Source organism: Paenibacillus sp. FSL W7-1332 (genome assembly GCF_037969785.1).
Classification (GTDB): Bacteria; Bacillota; Bacilli; order Paenibacillales; family Paenibacillaceae; genus Paenibacillus_AQ.
Genome location: NZ_CP150209.1, coordinates 4,939,005 through 4,955,958 on the forward strand (window position 1 = coordinate 4,939,005; position 16,954 = coordinate 4,955,958).

Sequence of the window (16,954 nt, forward strand, 5' to 3'; positions counted from 1 at the left end):
ACCGTAACTTAACGGAACGGGAATTTCATGCCTTTTCCGCCAGTCAAGCCTTTCAGTTGTTTCATGGCCTTGTTCTTGCCGCCTTTAGGACCCATCATATCCGAGAACTGTTTCATCACGCGGCGCATTTCGTCAAACTGCTTGATAAGCCGGTTCACTTCAGCCAGCGAGGTTCCACTTCCCGCCGCAATCCGTTTACGACGGTTATGATTGATAATGTCAGGCTGCTGCTTCTCCGCTGTTGTCATGGAGTGAACAATAGCCTCAATGCGTCCCATCTGCTTCTCGTCCACCTTGAGATCCTTGGCTTGCTTCATCTTGCCCATGCCGGGAATCATATCCATCAGCTGATCCAGAGGACCGAGCTTCTTGACCTGATCCATCTGCTCCAGGAAATCCTCGAACGTAAATTCGGCATTGCGCATTTTGCGTTCCATTTCCTTGGCCTTGTCTGCATCAATGTTCGATTGTGCTTTCTCGATAAGCGACAGCATATCGCCCATGCCGAGGATCCGCGATGCCATCCGTTCCGGATGGAACGGTTCGAGCGCATCAATCTTCTCGCCAAGCGCGGCGAATTTTATCGGACATCCGGTAACGGCCTTAACCGAGAGGGCGGCACCGCCTCGGGTATCGCCGTCCAGCTTCGTCAGTACGACGCCCGTGAGCGTCAATTGCTGATTGAAGCTTTCCGCGACATTCACCGCATCCTGACCCGTCATCGCGTCAACGACAAGCAGGACTTCATCAGGATTCACTACGCTGTGAATCTGCTTCAACTCTTCCATCAGCTCTTCATCGACATGAAGACGGCCGGCGGTATCGATAATGACATAATCGTGACCGTTATCTTTGGCATGCTGGAGGCCCTGTTTTGCGATTTCAACCGGGCTTGTCTTGTCTCCTAGCGAGAACACCGGTACGTTGATCTGACTGCCGAGTACTTCGAGCTGTTTGATCGCCGCTGGACGATAAATATCGCCGGCAACGAGCAGCGGTCGGCTGTTCTGCTTCTGAAGCAGCTTGGCCAGCTTACCCGAAGTCGTTGTCTTACCGGCACCTTGCAAACCGGCCATCATAATAACTGTTGGCGGCTTGTTGCTCTTCGCCAGTTTGGCTTGGCTTCCTCCCATCAACTCCGTCAGTTCTTTATTAACGATGTCAATGATCACCATGCCGGGCGTAAAGCTGTCCATCACTTCCTTGCCGATGGCCTTCTCTTTTACTTTGGATACGAAATCCTTAACCACTTTGAAGTTAACGTCGGCTTCGAGAAGCGCGAGTCTGACTTCACGCATGGCGGCTGTTACATCTTCCTCGGACACCTTGCCTTTACCACGAAGCTTGCTAAACACATTCTGTAGTCTGCTGGTCAATCCTTCAAACGCCATATCCGCCACCTCCGTTCATACTTAATCCCATACTTTTAATCGTTCGACCATATCGGTCATTACATTCTTATCATGTTCACCCAGGTCGCTACGCTCCACCATTACCCGAAACTTATCCAGCTCCCGGATGCGCGTTTCATGCTTGCTCAAGAGGCCCAACTTCTCTTCATAGGACTCGAGCACCTGTTCTGCGCGCTTAATATGCTCATAGACGGCCTGACGACTAATCTCAAATTCACCAGCGATTTCTCCAAGGGAAAAATCATCATGGAAATAATATTTCAAAAAGGTCTGCTGTTTCTCTGTCAGCAGCTGCTCATAGAAATCGAACAGCAAATTGATCCGGTTCGTCTTCTCGAGCCGATTCTCCTGACTCATTTAAGGGCACCCCCTCGTCAAGGAAAAACACTTTACAGTTCGCTTAACGAACCTTATCATACAAAAAACAAAGAAGGATGTCAAGCCATTTCCCTTGTCATCCTTCTTCATGTGCAGGAAGCCTTCTTCCTACCCGTTCAACCGATAGGAAGAAGGTATATCAGTATCGCAAAAAAGTGAAGAATCGAACCCGCCAGAACAAACAAATGCCAGATGGCATGATGGTAAGGAAACCCCCGCCATACATAGAATATGGTACCCAGCGTGTACAGTACGCCCCCAAGGGCAAGCAAATTCATGCCTTGCGACGCTACAACCGCCGTTAACGGATTCCAGGCAATGACAATCAGCCAGCCCATCGCAATATAGAATATCGTGGAGAGGAACAGAAACTTCTTGACGAAAAATGCTTTGAACACGACACCGAACAGCGCAATGCCCCATACGATCCCAAAGAGACTCCAGCCCAGCGATCCCCGGATGGCAACCAGCAGGAATGGCGTATACGTCCCTGCGATGAACAAGTAAATGGAAGAGTGATCCATAAACTCAAAGAAATCCTTGGCTTTCCCGTCTCTCAAACCGTGTACGAGCGTGGAGCTCAAATACAGCAGGAGCATCGTTGATCCGTAGATTGTGAAGCTCACCACATGCCAGGCATTTCCTTTCAAACTTGAAAATACGATCAGCAGCACCAGCGCAGCAACGCTCAGTGCCGCTCCTATGCCATGTGTTATTGCATTCGCTATCTCTTCTCTGCGTGGATAAGTGTAAGTATTGGCCATAACAGGTATCCTTTCGCTTGAAATCTTATAGAGGTTATTCAAAAAACTGACTTTTTGAACCCGACTTATACTTCATTATACGCCCTTCGGGCATGCAAAATCAAAGCCGTCCCCTATATCAACCCCTCTGCGATTGGAAGAATCGCTGGATGGCGCTGACGATTTGGCGGGACGCGGTGCCGTCGCCAAACGGATTATGGGCTCTGGCCATGCTGTGGTACGCTTCCTTATCCGTCAGCAGTCGCTCTATTTCTGCCTGAACCGCTTCACACTCCGTACCAACGCATTTTAGAGTGCCTGCTGTAACCCCTTCGGGGCGTTCGGTTTTATCCCTCAGCACCAGAACCGGCTTCCCCAGTGACGGCGCTTCCTCCTGTATGCCGCCGGAGTCCGTCAAGACCAGATAGGAACGCTGCATGATATGATGGAGATCAACGACATCGAGCGGTTCGGTCAAGTGGATTCGCTCGTGCCCCTCAAGCTCTTGCGCGACCGCCTCCTGCAGTACGGGGTTCGGATGAACCGGATATATCACTTCAATGTCAGGGTGCTTCTGGATCACCCGCTTCACAGCCTCAAATACCCCTTTCATCGGTTCTCCCCAATTCTCCCGCCGATGCATGGTCATCAGTATTAAGCGGCTATCTTGCCGTAATTTGTGCTGTATCGGATGTTTAAAGGGAGCCTTTAGCGTCCACTTCATTGCATCGATTCCCGTGTTTCCCGTTACATACACGTGAGCCGATCGATTCTCGGCTTTGAGATTTGCTGCCGACAGCGCCGTCGGAGCAAAATGCATATCCGCCACCCTGCCGATCCACTCGCGATTCATCTCCTCTGGAAACGGCGCGTATTTGTCATACGTCCGCAGCCCTGCTTCCACATGTCCCACCGGAACCTTCGCGTAATAAGCTGCCAAAGCACCAATGAATGCCGTTGTGGTATCTCCATGGACCAGCACTAGATCATATTTTCTAGCTTGGAATACCTTCTCCATCCCTTTTAGCAGGTCAGCGCTCAAATTGTATAAGGATTGCCCTTCCTTCATGATATTCAGATCCGTTTGCGTCTGGATTTCAAAAAAACGAAGCACCTGGTCCAGCATCTCCCGGTGCTGGGCGGTTACGCATACGATTGGAGTTAATCCCGGGGCTGACTCCAATTCCTTGACCAAAGGTGCCATTTTAATCGCTTCCGGACGCGTTCCGAATATAACCAGAACATTTTTATGTTTCACGAACCTTCACTCCCCCTCGTTTTATATGAAAAGATAGATCTGAAACCTCATATCTTAAGCATTATATGGAAAGTTGATAGATTCGTTCCGGTCATGAGCAAGCTTGTAGAAATCAACCATTTTTCTGCGATTCGGCTTATTCGTCCAATTCTATGAAGCTAGCAACGCATATATTATCCCGAGTACAAAGAAAGGAGGAAACCTCTTGGCTGTTATCATTTATCCGAGAACGATGAACTGGTCGTATATGAAACAGAGACCGCAGCAGCTTATGGCTCAATTGGGCGCGCTTGGTCATCAGGTTTTCTTCGAAAACCTGGCACCGCTGGATAAGGAATTCAAAGAAATTGAACCGAATGTGTTCCTGTTCACAGATACCAAAACCTTTTTGCACAAAAAGCTGCCTGCTCTTCGCAAAGAACATCCGATTGTCGTCTGGACGACCTGGTCTAAGCTCCGTACGCGCATTTCCACACTCTTCAAACCCGACGTCACCATCTACGACTGCTGTGATGAATTTCCGCATTGGGCAAAATATGAACCTAAAATGATTGATGAAGCGGACCATGTCGTATGTACCGCAGAGGTGATTCACACCCGGTTGTCCCTGGCATATCCGGATAAACCGCTTACCCTGATCCCGAATGGCGCAGACTCTTCATTTTTCCATATTCCATTCAGTGAAAGACCCACCGATCTCCCTCCGGGTCCTGTTGTCGCTTATATCGGCGCCTGGGCTTATTGGGTAGATCATGAGCTGTTCGCTAAGGCGGCCCTCCGTTTTCCAAACGTCCAATTCGTTTCCATTGGAGCTCCTTACGGCAGCTCCGGCGATTATTCGAAGCTCCCCAATGTGCATATACTCGGTGAAAAGCCGCACCAGGAGCTCAAACGTTATCTGACTCATATAGACGTTGCATTGATCCCCTTCCAATATCATCCGATTACGCTGGCAACCAATCCAGTCAAAGCATACGAGTATCTGGCATCCGGTGTCAGGGTATTGTCGACGGCTCTGCCGGAATGCATCGCCATGGAGCCGCATGTTACTACAGCGACCACCCATGATGATTTCTTGGGCAAGCTGTCCTCCATGCTCCATCACCCGGACACGGAAGAGCATAAACTGGGCCGCATTGCCTACGCCAGAGAGAATCGCTGGGTTGAACGCGGATTGAAAGCCGATCAAGTGATCCGTCAGGCCATCCTGGACAAAGGCATGAACCCCCATTGAAACCTTATGCCAGAATCCGTACCCAGCCATTCGGCTACAGGGCCATCGATACGACAGCCTATCGTGAACAAATCATTCAGGAAGTCTCACAAATAGAGCATGAGTGGATTCTATGGAGCGGTACCTTGTCTTTTTCCCATAAAAGCGCACAGCATTCCATTCCGATACCACCCCATATTCCAGATCGTGTTGTCTGTATATGCATGAACGGTGCCCCTCTATATTGGAGAAAAACCTGGCTGCTTGCTGCTCTCACCCGCTGGGATAACAGGCTTCCGGCTGCTAAATTTCTGTCTTACGATCTGCTGCCCGCCGATCCAAGCCTTACGATGCATTTGGACCCGACGCAAAATCCTCCGTATCAAAAAGATCTGGAGTATATTCTCCCTATTCTGTCGGCAACAAGGATACGAGAGAATACCGCCAGCTCGAAAGGGGCCTTATCCCCTGAAATTCCTCCGCAACCTGTCGTCTCCATTCTGATGAGCATTCATAATATGAAGGACTCTTTAGGCTGGAGCATCCGTTCCGTATTGGCTCAATCAAGCGATAGTTGGGAGCTGCTAATAGGCGATGACGGCTCGGAGGACGGCAGTCTCGAGGAAGCCTGTGCTTATCTTGACAGCAGAATTCGGGTCCTGTCCCAATCGCGTAACCGCGGAAAGGCGATCATGATGAATCGGCTGCTCTTTGAAGCAAAGGGGCGATATATTCTGGAATTGGATGGAGATGACTGGCTGGCACCGGATGCGATCGAACTCCTGTCCGACGCGCTTGACCAGAATCCGGACGGCAGAATGGCCACGGGGCGGTATGGATGCTGGGAACGAACCCGGCAGTTCGGTCCTCTATGGAGAAAAAATGTTGATTCGGGCCATCTTTATTCGTCTTGGTCTGCTTCCTTAAATCGAACGACTCGACATGGGCACCCGCTTGTCCCTCGAATGTATCGCAAGTCATCCCTAATCGCCATTGGGGGCTGGTGGAATCGGGAGGATCGTCTCGGGCGTATCTTCGAAGATATCGATGTCACCGCCAGGCTTCTTAAGCACAGCTCACCGGTTCAGGTCGATGCCGTCTTGTATCATCGCGTCCTTTATGGCAGCAGCACCAGCCAACGTAACCGCAGCCTCTTCGAAGCCTGGTGTCAGCAAACAGGCAAGAGCTAGACAACGCTTGAAAAGGAGGTGATACGTAAATGCATATTGCCGCTTCCGGGTACTATGGAATGGGAAACTTCGGTGATGATTTATTTCTTCACACCCTTCGCCAGGTATTCCACGATCATCACGTCTATCCATGGAACTCCCGATTGGATCCCCGCCAGACGGATGCCTTCATCATCGGTGGTGGCGATTTAATTACACCCTACTCATTCAATTCGTATTACTTCCCTCCGCAGCTCAAAGGACAGCCTACCTGGGTCTACGGTGTCGGCATCGTGGACGCCTACCCGGAACACACCTGGCCTGAGGAGCAGGTATCCGCCTACCGGGAGATGATCTCCAAGGCAAACCGCGCAGTGTTCAGGGATGAGCGATCGTCGGCCATCGCCAGGCGGGCAGGCTTCCACCGAAATGTTGAAACCGCCCCTGATATGGTATTCGGCTACCGTCAACCCGATATCCCGGTGAAACGATTCTCTAAGCGCCCCACCGTTGGCGTTGTTGTGTTTTCCTATGAATCGTTCCCGATGGAGAACATGACCAAACTGCTGGGGCATCTTATCGCCAAAGGTTATCATACCGTCCTTATTCCTGTTATTCATCATCCGGGCAACGCGTACTCCGATTACAACACATGTCTGCAATTGCAGCAGAAGGTAAGGGAGCTAACCCCCGGCGCTTCCATTGAAACACTGCCGTTTCTCATGGATATCGAGCTCACCTACAGCTTCATACAATCCGTGGACTATCTGATATCATTCAAGCTTCACCCGACGCTAGCCGCTTTACGCGGCGGCAAGCCTGTGCTGGCGCTTAGCACCATGAGCAAAGTGCATAGCCTGCTGAGCTCTTTTCGTCTCGGTCAGTACTTTACGGATTATCGTCAGCCGCTTGATGTGCTGGTCGATAAAACCGAAACCTTCCTTAAATACGGCCCTGGTCATGTGCAGCGAGTTATGCCCATGATCCGCGCAGCGGAGGAAGAAAGCACCGCTTCACTTCTGGATTTAAAGAACCATATCGAGGAGCACAACCGTTGGTAATACAGAAAGGAGAATGACTATGTGTTGCTTCCTGTTCTGCAGAAGACTTGCCGGCAGAGTCAAAATGTTAACACGGCAGGTCGAACTTCTAAGCCAGGAAACCAGTCAACTAACCGAACGGGTAGAGTCACTGGAGAGTCAGGTTCTCACGGGTTTAACGATTAATCCGGAGCTGATTCAATTTTTCGAAGTCCGTACCGGCCAACAAGTACGGGTCAGCACAACGTTTGTTACGCTGGAAGGAGTCGTTCTGGCTACTGCTGAAGATGGTGTTCAGCTCCGTGAAGCATCGGGTGACCTTGTGCTGATTCCATTTGCCAATATTACTTCCGTTCAGTAATACCTTCAGATGATACGGAATGTCAGCTTCAAACTTTCATTACGGCAAGGAGGTTAACCGATATGCGCTACGTGGATTGGCTGCAAGGATTTATCGGCTCGGAAACCGAAGTAACGGTGTCGGGAGATGTGATCATCGGCACGCTGACCGAAGTGGGCGAGGGAACCATCACCTTAAAAGTACCACCCATCATCTATGGTCCTCCTACAGATACTGCCATCATCCCGCTTCGTTCGATTGAGTTCGTTCGAATCGTCTCTTCATAAAAATGCATGTGCCCGTAGATTGAACCGAACATGGAAAAGGACCGAAAGTTATACTTTCGGTCCTTTTGTATACATAGCGACTAGACAAGTGCCTAGCCTTGTTGTTCTGCGGCATTCTCTTCTTCTTTAATCAAACCCGCAAAGAGGGCATGAACGAACTGCTCCGAGTCAAAGGTCTGGAGATCGCCCATTTTCTCTCCCAAGCCTACCAGCTTCACCGGAAGATTCAACTCCTGCCGAATCGCGATAACGATGCCACCCTTAGCCGTACCATCCAGCTTGGTTAATACGAGGCCGGTCACACCACTCTTCTCTCCGAACAGCTTCGCCTGGCTTAGCGCATTCTGTCCTGTCGTCGCATCAAGGACCATCAGCACCTCATGCGGAGCGCTAGGGATTTCGCGTTGAATAACGCGGAAGATTTTATTCAACTCTTCCATCAGATTCGTTTTGTTCTGAAGACGTCCCGCCGTGTCGCAGAGCAGAACATCCGCTTGCCGCTGCTTGGCTGCTTGAACCGCATCGAACATAACAGCTGCCGGGTCTGAGCCGGGCTGCTGTTTAATGACTTCAACGCCAACCCGTTCTCCCCATACCTCCAGCTGTTCAATCGCACCTGCACGGAATGTGTCGCCAGCGGCGAGCAAAACCTTCTTGCCCTCCTGCTTGTAACGATGTGCCAGCTTACCAATCGTGGTGGTTTTGCCGACTCCGTTAACGCCTACAAACAGAATGACCGTAATTCCATCCGGATTCTCCCTCAGCTCATTGCTGCTGTCATCACGAAGGAGTCCCATCAGCTTCTCGGACAAGACCGGCTGCAGATCGGCAGCGTCCTCGATCCGCCGTTTCTTCACTTCGGCACGAAGATCGTCCATCAGATCCATCACCGTATTGACGCCGACGTCAGCGCCAATCAGAATCTCTTCCAACTCCTCGTAAAATTCTTCATCGATCTTTTTCCGGCGAATGACCAGGTCCGACACTTTCTCGATAAATCCCTTCCGAGTTTTCTCGAGTCCGTCCCGGAACTGTTTTGTTACGTTTTCCGTTTTGCTGGAAATGCTCTCTTTTAACTTCTTAAAAAAGCTCATACGTACCCTCCATGTCGTTATGTTAAATTAGGCAATCTCCGCTTCCTCATTCTCAAGCTTGACGGACACCAGCTTCGACACGCCGCCTTCTTCCATCGTGACGCCGTACAGCACGTCAGCCTCTTCCATCGTTCCTTTGCGGTGGGTGACCACGATAAACTGCGTTTGCTCAGAGAACTCCCGCAGATACTGGGCAAACCGCACCACATTCGCTTCATCAAGCGCAGCTTCGACCTCATCCAGTACGCAGAACGGAACCGGCTTCACCTGCAAAATGGCAAACAACAGCGCCATAGCGGTTAATGCACGCTCACCACCGGAGAGAAGCTGCAGATTCTGCAGCTTCTTGCCAGGAGGCTGCGCAACGATATCGATCCCCGTCTCAAGCAATCGGTCCGGATCGATCAGGACCAGGTCGGCACGTCCACCTCCGAACAACTTCGTAAATACCGTGCCGAACTCGCGCCGGATCGCATCAAACGTCAGCTTGAAACGCTTGGACATTTCATCGTCCATTTCCTTAATGACCTGGTACAGGGTTGTCTTCGCTTCAACCAGATCCGCCTTTTGCTCACTTAAGAACAGGTATCTCTCATTAACGCGCTGATACTCTTCGATGGCCCCAAGATTGACATCTCCCAGGGAAGTTATCGACCTCTTCAAGTCACGCACTTCGTTCTGAGCGGCAGTGATGTCTTCCGGAATCGGATACCGCTGCTTGGCAAGCTCATAACTCAGCTCGTAGTCCTCGCTTAATTTCTTCAATATATTCTCAAGCTCAACGTCGAGCCGGTTTACCCCAATCTCGGTCTGGCGAAGCTGATCATCCACGGCCCGCAGCTGCGTGCGCTGTTCCTTGGTTTCGCTCTCTTCCAGCTCCAGCTTCCGGCTAAGCGCGGTGCGTGCAGCCCGCTTGAATTCCAGCTGCTGCGTAGCCTCTTCCTTCTTCAGCTTGTACTGGTTCAGATCCTCGATCTGCTTTACGCTTTCGCTTTCGTTCTGATTCAGGTCGGCTTGAACGGAGGCCAGCATCGTGCGGTTCTGTTTCTGCTCCTTCTCGTGGTTGTCGACATCCGACTGAAGGCGCTTGAGCTGCTCCTCCAGCGAGAAGGTTTCCTGATCCAGCTTTCCTTCGCGAACCTTGAGGTTTGTCAGCTGACTCTGAAGCTCTTCCTTCGCCGACTCATTAGCTTTACGGGCAAATTCTGCAGCTTGGATCGCCAGATGGGTTGATTTCTCTTCCTCCTCCAGCTCAGACAACAGCTTCTGCGCGCGTTCACGGCTTGCCTGAATCTCTTTGGCTTCCTTCTCTTGACTGCTCTTCTCCTCGCCTGCCAGCTCGGCTTGTTCGAGGACGTGGCGCAGCTCATGCTCAAGCTGCTTGCGGTCCCCTGCAGCCTGCTGTTCCTCGATTCGCTTGTCGTCTCCGGCTTTACGAAGCTCGTCCAGCTTATCCTGAGATTCGATCATTTGATTCCGGACGCCTTCAATGCCCTGCTGCAGCTTCTCCAGCTGCTTCTCGGTCTCCGTGATTTCCTGATCCAGCTGCTCCAACTGACGCTTGCGTCCCAGCAGGCTGTTCGTTTTCTTGTGCTGACTGCCGCCTGTCATGGATCCGCCTGCATTGACCACGTCGCCCTCGAGTGTGACGACACGGAAGCGATAGGAGAATCTTGCAGCAATTTTGTTCGCTTGCTCCAAGGTCTCGGCGATCACGACATTGCCCAGAAGGCTGCCGACGATGTTGCTGTATCTTGAATCATACTTCACCAGCTCGGAGCCAAAGCCTACAAACCCGGCTTCTCCTTCTGCCAAGTGCCGATCCGAAGCGGATACGTTCCGTGGACGAATGACGTCCAAAGGCAGGAAGGTTGCCCGTCCTAACTGGCGCTGCTTCAGGAAGGCAATCGCCTGCCTGGATACGGATTCGTTCTCCATGACGATATGCTGAACCGATGCGCCAAGGGCTGTCTCCATCGCAAGCTCCAACTTTTCCGGTACACGAATCAGCTCGGCCACCGCACCATGGACCCCGTGGAGCACGGATTTGCGGGAAGCCTTCAGTACTTCCTTAACCCCCAGCATAAATCCGTCAAAATCGTCCTGAAGCTCTTTCATGGTATCGCGGCGGGAAATCTGCGCCTCCCGCTTCTGCTCCCATTTCCGAAGCGCTCCCTGCGTCTCTTCCTGCAATTTCTGCAGGGATTGATATCGCTCACTCTCGCTGATATAACCGCTGCGGAGTTCTGCAATCTCTTTACCGAAGCGTTCAATACTTCGATCGATGCTATCTTTGCGGCGGAGCAGATCCTCTTTCAGGGCTTCCCATTTACCCGACTCCTCTTGCGCCCGATTCATCCGCCGATCCAGCGCTTCCTGCTGCTGGTCGGCGTAACGGATTTCATTCCGGGCTTGAGCCATTTGGTTCATAAGCTCCAGTAAATTCCCCTTCAAGCTCTCTTCCTGCTGTTGGCTGATTCCGCCGGTTACGCCCACCAGCTTCGCTTCTTCCGCTGACAGCTGGTCCCGCACTTGGGTTAATTCCTGCTGTAGCTCCTGCAGCTTGCTCTTCATGCTCGCAAGCTCGCCTACGCGCGCTCCTAGACGTTGATCGCCTGACTGCAAACTTTCTTCCAGCTGCTCGCGCGTACGTTCCAGGTTGCGGCGGCGTTCCTTGAGCACCTCGCCATAGCCTTCGCTCTTCTCGAACAGCTCACTGAATTGAAGCAGCTGGCTCTGCAGATCCTCAACTTCCTGCTCCAGCTGGCGCAGCGCTGATCTGTCACTTTCCAGCTTGGCATCGTGCGCGGATACAACGGTGGACAGCGCGAGCTGTTCTTCCTTCAGCTGTTCAAGCTTGGCATTGGCCTCGCTCCATGAGGTATGTATCTGTTCGATCTGATACACATACAGCGAGATTTCCTTGTGCTTCAGCTTCTCCCGAAGCTCCTTGTAGCGAATGGCCTTCTCGGACTGCTCTTTGAGTGGTCCGATCTGATCCTCAAGCTCCGTGACCAAGTCGTGGATGCGAAGCAGATTTTGCTCTGTTTCATCCAGCTTGCGTACAGACTCTTTTTTACGGGATTTATATTTAACGATCCCGGATGCTTCCTCAAAAATCCCCCGGCGATCTTCTGAACGTGTACTCAATATTTCCTCGATCCGGCCTTGTCCAATGATGGAATAGGCTTCTTTACCAATTCCGGTGTCCATGAACAGCTCCGTAATATCCTTGAGTCGGCATGATTGCCTATTAATGAAATACTCGCTGTCCCCGCTGCGGTGCACCCTCCTAGTTACGGTTACCTCATTAAAATCCAGCGGTAGTACATGATCCTCATTATCCAGAGTAAGGGAGACCTCTCCATAATTAACCGCTTTACGCGCATCGCTTCCGGCAAAGATAATGTCCTCCATCTTGCCGCCGCGAAGCGATTTGGCGCTCTGCTCGCCAAGCACCCAGCGGATCCCATCGGAAATGTTGCTCTTTCCGCTGCCATTCGGACCTACAACGGCTGTAATTCCCCGGACAAATTCCATCTCCGTCTTGTCGGCAAACGATTTAAATCCTGCTAACTCGATCCGTTTCAAAAACATATTCGAACTATCACCTCTCCTGCTATTGTAACATAAGTAGAATCGGCTTCACCGCCGTCTTTGGACGAGGTCCATCAACGTTATAAGCAGCTGTCCCTTGATCAAAAGACAGACAACGAAAAGAGCAAAAAACAGTCATCCTATCCGGGTCCGGTTATCCGCTTGACTGCTCTTTGCTCTTTGTTTGTCATCACATCAGCGAAGCTTTAGGCATCCGCACGTTTCAGCTGCTTTAAGGCTACTGCCGCTGCCTGCTGCTCGGCTTCTTTCTTGGATCTGCCGCTTCCGCGTCCAAGACATTCGCTTCCCATGTATACCTCCGAGACAAACTCCCGCTCATGTGCCGGTCCTCGCTCTTCTACGATACGATATTCCAGTGCGCCCATGCCGTGATGCTGGGTCAGTTCCTGAAGCTCAGTCTTATAATCGCTCATCTGCGGACGACCGTTGACGGTCACCGTGGGAAAGACATGGTCGCTTAAAAACCGGCGAACCGCTTCCAATCCCTGATCCAGATAAAGCGCCCCCACAAATGACTCAAATACGTCTGCCAGAAGAGCCGGGCGGGTTCGACCGCCCGTCATTTCCTCTCCTTTGCCTAGCAGAACGTAACGACCAAAGTCCAGACCTACAGCGAATTGCACCAGGGAGGGCTCACATACGATAGCGGCCCGCAGCTTGGTTAACTCGCCTTCCGGACGGTCCGGAAAAAGGTTGTATAAGAATTCGCTCACCGTCAGCTCCAGAACAGCATCCCCTAGAAATTCAAGACGCTCGTTGTCCTGGCTCTGACTGAAGCGATGTTCGTTTACATAAGATGCGTGGGTAAAGGCCTGCTTCAGCAGCATTGCATTGCGAAACTGGATTTGAAGTTTATGCTGTAACTGCTTCAGATCTCCACTCAACACACTGTCCCCTTACTCGGCGTATTTTTTCAGGATAATCGTGGCATTATGCCCGCCAAATCCGAACGAATTGGACATGACGATATCCAAATCGGCTTTACGCGGGTGATTCGGTACGTAGTCAAGATCGCACTCCGGATCTTGATCCTCCAGGTTAATCGTTGGTGCAATGGTTTGATTCTTCAAGCTCAGTCCGCAGATAACCGCTTCAACGCCGCCGGCAGCGCCTAGCAAATGCCCCGTCATCGACTTGGTTGAACTAACGGCTACTTTATAGGCATGGTCACCGAGAGCCATCTTAACGGCCTTGGTTTCCGAGCGGTCTCCCACCGGCGTTGAAGTCCCGTGAGCATTAATATAATCCACATCTTCCGGCGCAATGCCTGCGTCACGGATCGCCATCTTCATGCAGCGAGCTGCTCCATCCGGATCCGGCTCGGTAATATGATGGGCATCGGCACTAAGGCCATAGCCAACCACCTCGGCATAAATTTTGGCACCGCGTTTCAACGCATGCTCCAGGGACTCGATCACAAGCACGCCCGCGCCTTCACCCATAACAAAACCGTCGCGGCCGGTATCGAATGGCCGACTGGCTTTTTCCGGCTCGTCATTGCGGGTTGACATTGCACGCATAGCGCAGAAACCAGCCATCCCTGTTGGACGAATGGTTGCCTCCGCCCCGCCGCAGATCATGACATCGGCATCACCGCGCTGTATCAGACGGTATGAATCGCCGATCGAATGCGTTCCGGTAGCACAAGCCGTAACCTGTGTAGTGTTCGGACCCTTGGCTCCCAGATTGATCGACATCTGGCCTGAGGCCATGTTAGCGATCATCATTGGAATAAAGAAGGGGCTTACACGTTTCGGGCCTTTTTCGAGCAAGATATTATGCTGATCTTCCCAAGTTCCCAAACCGCCGATACCCGATCCGATCGAAACGCCAACCCGTTCTGCATCGGCATTCACGCCAATTTCAAGGCCACTGTCCTCCAGCGCCTTCGCACCGGCTGCAACCGCAAGCTGTACAAAACGGTCCATCTTGCGGGCTTCTTTGCGATCCATGTAATCCTCCGGATTAAAATCCTTCATGGATGCTGCAATCTGTGTTGTGTAATCACTCACATCAAATGCTTCGATGCGGGATACGCCGGACTTGCCTTCCATCAAACTGTTCCAGAATGTATCCAGGTCTTGACCAATCGAGGTCATGACGCCCATTCCTGTTACAACGACTCTATGTTTCAAACAGTTTCACCTCTATATGGACTGCCCGTCCATCTATGAAGCCGCACATGCAGACTCATGATAACGAAGGCAGTAATAATCTATCACTTGTTTGTGCTAAAAAAGCTTCGATTGAATGTGGAGAAGTCCCGTCTTGCTAAAGAACGGGACTTAACTGTAATGACTTAGGTATGAGATTGTATGTAGTTTACAACTTCACCTACGGTCGTAATTTTCTCCGCATCTTCATCAGAGATCTCCATATCAAACTCATCTTCCAACTCCATCACCAATTCAACTACATCGAGAGAATCAGCTCCAAGGTCGTCTTTGAAAGATGCTTCTAATGTTACGTCGGCTTCGTCAACACCCAGGCGGTCGATAACGATGCGTTTCACGCGTTCCAATACATCGGACATCCGGCTCACCTCCTCTTGGTAATTATACGAGATATGACTTCAAATTGCCATAGAAGGCATTTGAAAACGATTTAATGCCCAGCGGCCAGCGCCGGAACATTGGCGGCGCCTACATATACATGCCGCCATCCACATGCAGCACTTGTCCAGTCATATAGGATGCACTGGAAGATGCTAGAAAAGCAACCACGCCGGCAATTTCCTCCGGCTGCCCCAGACGGGCGAGCGGAATTCCGCCAAGCAGGCCTTCCCGCATGTCCTCAGGAAGTTCCCGGGTCATATCGGTATCGATAAAACCAGGTGCCACGGCGTTCACCGTAATTCCACGGGAAGCGAGCTCCCGAGCGGCTGATTTGGTCAGACCGATGACTCCGGCTTTGGCCGCAACATAGTTGGCCTGCCCCGGATTGCCAAGCGCTCCGACAACGGAGGATATATTGATAATGCGCCCATAACGTTGTTTCATCATAGGACGCGTCACCGCCTTAAGGCAATTGAATACCCCTTTCAGATTCGTTTCGATTACCTGATCGAACTCCTCTTCCTTCATCCGCATGATTAGATTGTCTCTAGTGATCCCTGCATTATTCACCAGGATATCAATTCGACCAAAAGTCTCCAACACCTGCTTTACCATGGCATCGGCTTCTTCGGTCCGTCCAACGTTGGATTTAACCGCGATGGCCGATACGCCTTTTGCGCGAATCGCTTCCACAACCTCGGCTGCAGCTGCTTCGCTGCCTGCATAATTGACAGCAACGTTAGCGCCCAGATCGGCAAGTCCGAGAGCAATGCTCCGGCCAATGCCGCGGGAAGCACCCGTAACAAGCGCAGTCTGTCCTTTTAGAGCTTCACTCATACCTATTCCTCCTTTCCGAAAGTGATCTGGTTTTTATCCATCGTTATTTATACGACCGTCTCCAAACTGCTGACGCTGTCCAGACTATTTACATTAATGACTTTGACGGATTTGTCAATCTTCTTGATCAAACCGCTGAGAACACTGCCGGGACCAATCTCGACGAAGGTGTCCACTCCTTGAGCGATCATCCATTCCACGCTGTCATGCCATAGCACGGGGGAGTAAACCTGCTCCACCAGCAGACCGCGGATGGCAGCGGCATCTTCCACCGGACGCGCCGTCACATTGGCAACTACCGGAACGGATGGGGTATTAAACGCAGCCTGCTCCAGTTTATCAGCCAGTCGGTTAGCCGCCTCCTTCATCAAGGTCGAATGGAAGGGTCCGCTTACCTCCAGAGGGATAGCCCGCTTGCCGCCTGCTTCCTTGACTCTTTCTGCGGCAGCTGCGACGCCCTGTGCGGAACCCGAGATGACGATTTGTCCCGGACAGTTCATGTTCGCAAGTTCTACAACATGTCCCTCTGCCGTAATGCTCTTGCACAGCTCGGACAAAGCCTCACGGTCTGCGCCAAGGACGGCTGCCATGGCGCCTTGACCTCCGGGTACGGCTGCCTCCATGTATTCTCCGCGGGCTCTAACGATCGATACCGCTTCTTCGAAAGAGAGCACGCCTGCACATACAAGTGCGCTGTATTCGCCAAGGGAATGTCCCGCAACGTAATCCGGTTCGACCCCCTTGCCGCGAATGGCTTCCAGATAAGCCATGCTGGTTGCGAGGAGAGCTGGCTGCGTATTTACCGTTTGTTTCAAATCTTCATCAGGACCATTAAAAATAATGGAGCTGAGCGGAAATCCAAGCTGTTCGTCCGCGGTAAGAAACAAATTCCTTGCGGCAGGAACCGCATCATAGGCATCCTTTCCCATTCCGACGGACTGAGCGCCCTGACCTGGAAATATAAATGCTGTTTTACCCAAAATCGTTAGCTCCCTTCTTTTATTTCACTA

Annotated in this window: 16 protein-coding genes; 5 read left to right on the forward strand and 11 right to left on the reverse strand. The window is 51.5% G+C overall.

Features of this window, described 5'->3' with window-relative positions:
- Nucleotides 1-8 precede the first annotated feature (8 nt).
- The 4 genes from ffh to wecB form a co-directional block, all read right to left on the reverse strand.
- Nucleotides 9-1,391, reverse strand: a complete 1,383-nt coding sequence (gene ffh, locus MKX98_RS22160; RefSeq protein WP_071220054.1) for a signal recognition particle protein — start codon at nt 1,389-1,391, stop codon at nt 9-11.
- A gap of 21 nt (nt 1,392-1,412) precedes the next feature.
- The gene (locus MKX98_RS22165) at nt 1,413-1,769 is read right to left on the reverse strand and encodes a putative DNA-binding protein (protein ID WP_071220053.1); all 357 of its coding nucleotides are present in this window, start codon (nt 1,767-1,769) and stop codon (nt 1,413-1,415) included.
- Nucleotides 1,770-1,906: 137 nt separating this feature from the next.
- The gene (locus MKX98_RS22170) at nt 1,907-2,554 is read right to left on the reverse strand and encodes a hemolysin III family protein (protein WP_194543598.1); all 648 of its coding nucleotides are present in this window, start codon (nt 2,552-2,554) and stop codon (nt 1,907-1,909) included.
- 118 nt (nt 2,555-2,672) lie between these two features.
- Entirely contained in the window at nt 2,673-3,737 is a 1,065-nt protein-coding gene (gene wecB / locus MKX98_RS22175) for a UDP-N-acetylglucosamine 2-epimerase (non-hydrolyzing) (RefSeq protein ID WP_194544875.1), read from the reverse strand.
- 259 nt (nt 3,738-3,996) lie between these two features.
- Here wecB and MKX98_RS22180 point away from each other — a divergent pair, with 259 nt between their 5' ends.
- From MKX98_RS22180 to MKX98_RS22200, 5 genes are all read left to right on the forward strand, one after another.
- Complete coding sequence (locus tag MKX98_RS22180; protein ID WP_194543599.1) at nt 3,997-5,025, forward strand: glycosyl transferase family 1; 1,029 nt, start codon at nt 3,997-3,999, stop codon at nt 5,023-5,025.
- A complete protein-coding gene (locus MKX98_RS22185) occupies nt 5,022-6,194 on the forward strand; it encodes a glycosyltransferase family 2 protein (RefSeq protein WP_339218381.1) in 1,173 nt (390 codons plus the stop codon). Before MKX98_RS22180 ends, MKX98_RS22185 begins: the two co-directional genes overlap by 4 nt.
- A gap of 29 nt (nt 6,195-6,223) precedes the next feature.
- A complete protein-coding gene (locus tag MKX98_RS22190) occupies nt 6,224-7,234 on the forward strand; it encodes a polysaccharide pyruvyl transferase family protein (RefSeq protein ID WP_220684576.1) in 1,011 nt (336 codons plus the stop codon).
- A 64-nt stretch (nt 7,235-7,298) separates the two neighbouring features.
- Nucleotides 7,299-7,574, forward strand: coding sequence for a hypothetical protein (locus tag MKX98_RS22195; RefSeq protein WP_233355007.1), 276 nt, complete (start codon nt 7,299-7,301; stop codon nt 7,572-7,574).
- Nucleotides 7,575-7,636: 62 nt separating this feature from the next.
- The gene (locus MKX98_RS22200) at nt 7,637-7,840 is read left to right on the forward strand and encodes a hypothetical protein (protein WP_071220047.1); all 204 of its coding nucleotides are present in this window, start codon (nt 7,637-7,639) and stop codon (nt 7,838-7,840) included.
- A gap of 92 nt (nt 7,841-7,932) precedes the next feature.
- On the opposite strand, the gene ftsY is transcribed toward MKX98_RS22200, so the two are convergent.
- From ftsY to fabD, 7 genes are all read right to left on the reverse strand, one after another.
- Nucleotides 7,933-8,934, reverse strand: a complete 1,002-nt coding sequence (gene ftsY, locus MKX98_RS22205; protein ID WP_071220046.1) for a signal recognition particle-docking protein FtsY — start codon at nt 8,932-8,934, stop codon at nt 7,933-7,935.
- Between the two features lie 27 nt (nt 8,935-8,961).
- A complete protein-coding gene (gene smc, locus MKX98_RS22210) occupies nt 8,962-12,531 on the reverse strand; it encodes a chromosome segregation protein SMC (protein ID WP_194543602.1) in 3,570 nt (1,189 codons plus the stop codon).
- 206 nt (nt 12,532-12,737) lie between these two features.
- On the reverse strand, nt 12,738-13,436 hold the full coding sequence (gene rnc, locus MKX98_RS22215; RefSeq protein WP_071220044.1) for a ribonuclease III: 699 nt from the start codon (nt 13,434-13,436) through the stop codon (nt 12,738-12,740).
- A 12-nt stretch (nt 13,437-13,448) separates the two neighbouring features.
- A complete protein-coding gene (fabF, locus tag MKX98_RS22220) occupies nt 13,449-14,687 on the reverse strand; it encodes a beta-ketoacyl-ACP synthase II (RefSeq protein ID WP_194543603.1) in 1,239 nt (412 codons plus the stop codon).
- 164 nt (nt 14,688-14,851) lie between these two features.
- Nucleotides 14,852-15,085 (reverse strand): acyl carrier protein, encoded by a 234-nt coding sequence (gene acpP, locus MKX98_RS22225; RefSeq protein ID WP_006211375.1) that lies wholly within the window; start codon nt 15,083-15,085, stop codon nt 14,852-14,854.
- Nucleotides 15,086-15,194: 109 nt separating this feature from the next.
- Nucleotides 15,195-15,944 carry a 3-oxoacyl-[acyl-carrier-protein] reductase gene (gene fabG / locus MKX98_RS22230; RefSeq protein ID WP_071220042.1) on the reverse strand — a complete coding sequence of 250 codons (750 nt, stop codon included), beginning with the start codon at nt 15,942-15,944 and terminating at the stop codon, nt 15,195-15,197.
- A 47-nt stretch (nt 15,945-15,991) separates the two neighbouring features.
- A complete protein-coding gene (gene fabD / locus MKX98_RS22235; RefSeq protein ID WP_339218386.1) occupies nt 15,992-16,924 on the reverse strand; it encodes an ACP S-malonyltransferase in 933 nt (310 codons plus the stop codon).
- Between the last annotated feature and the right edge of the window lie 30 nt (nt 16,925-16,954).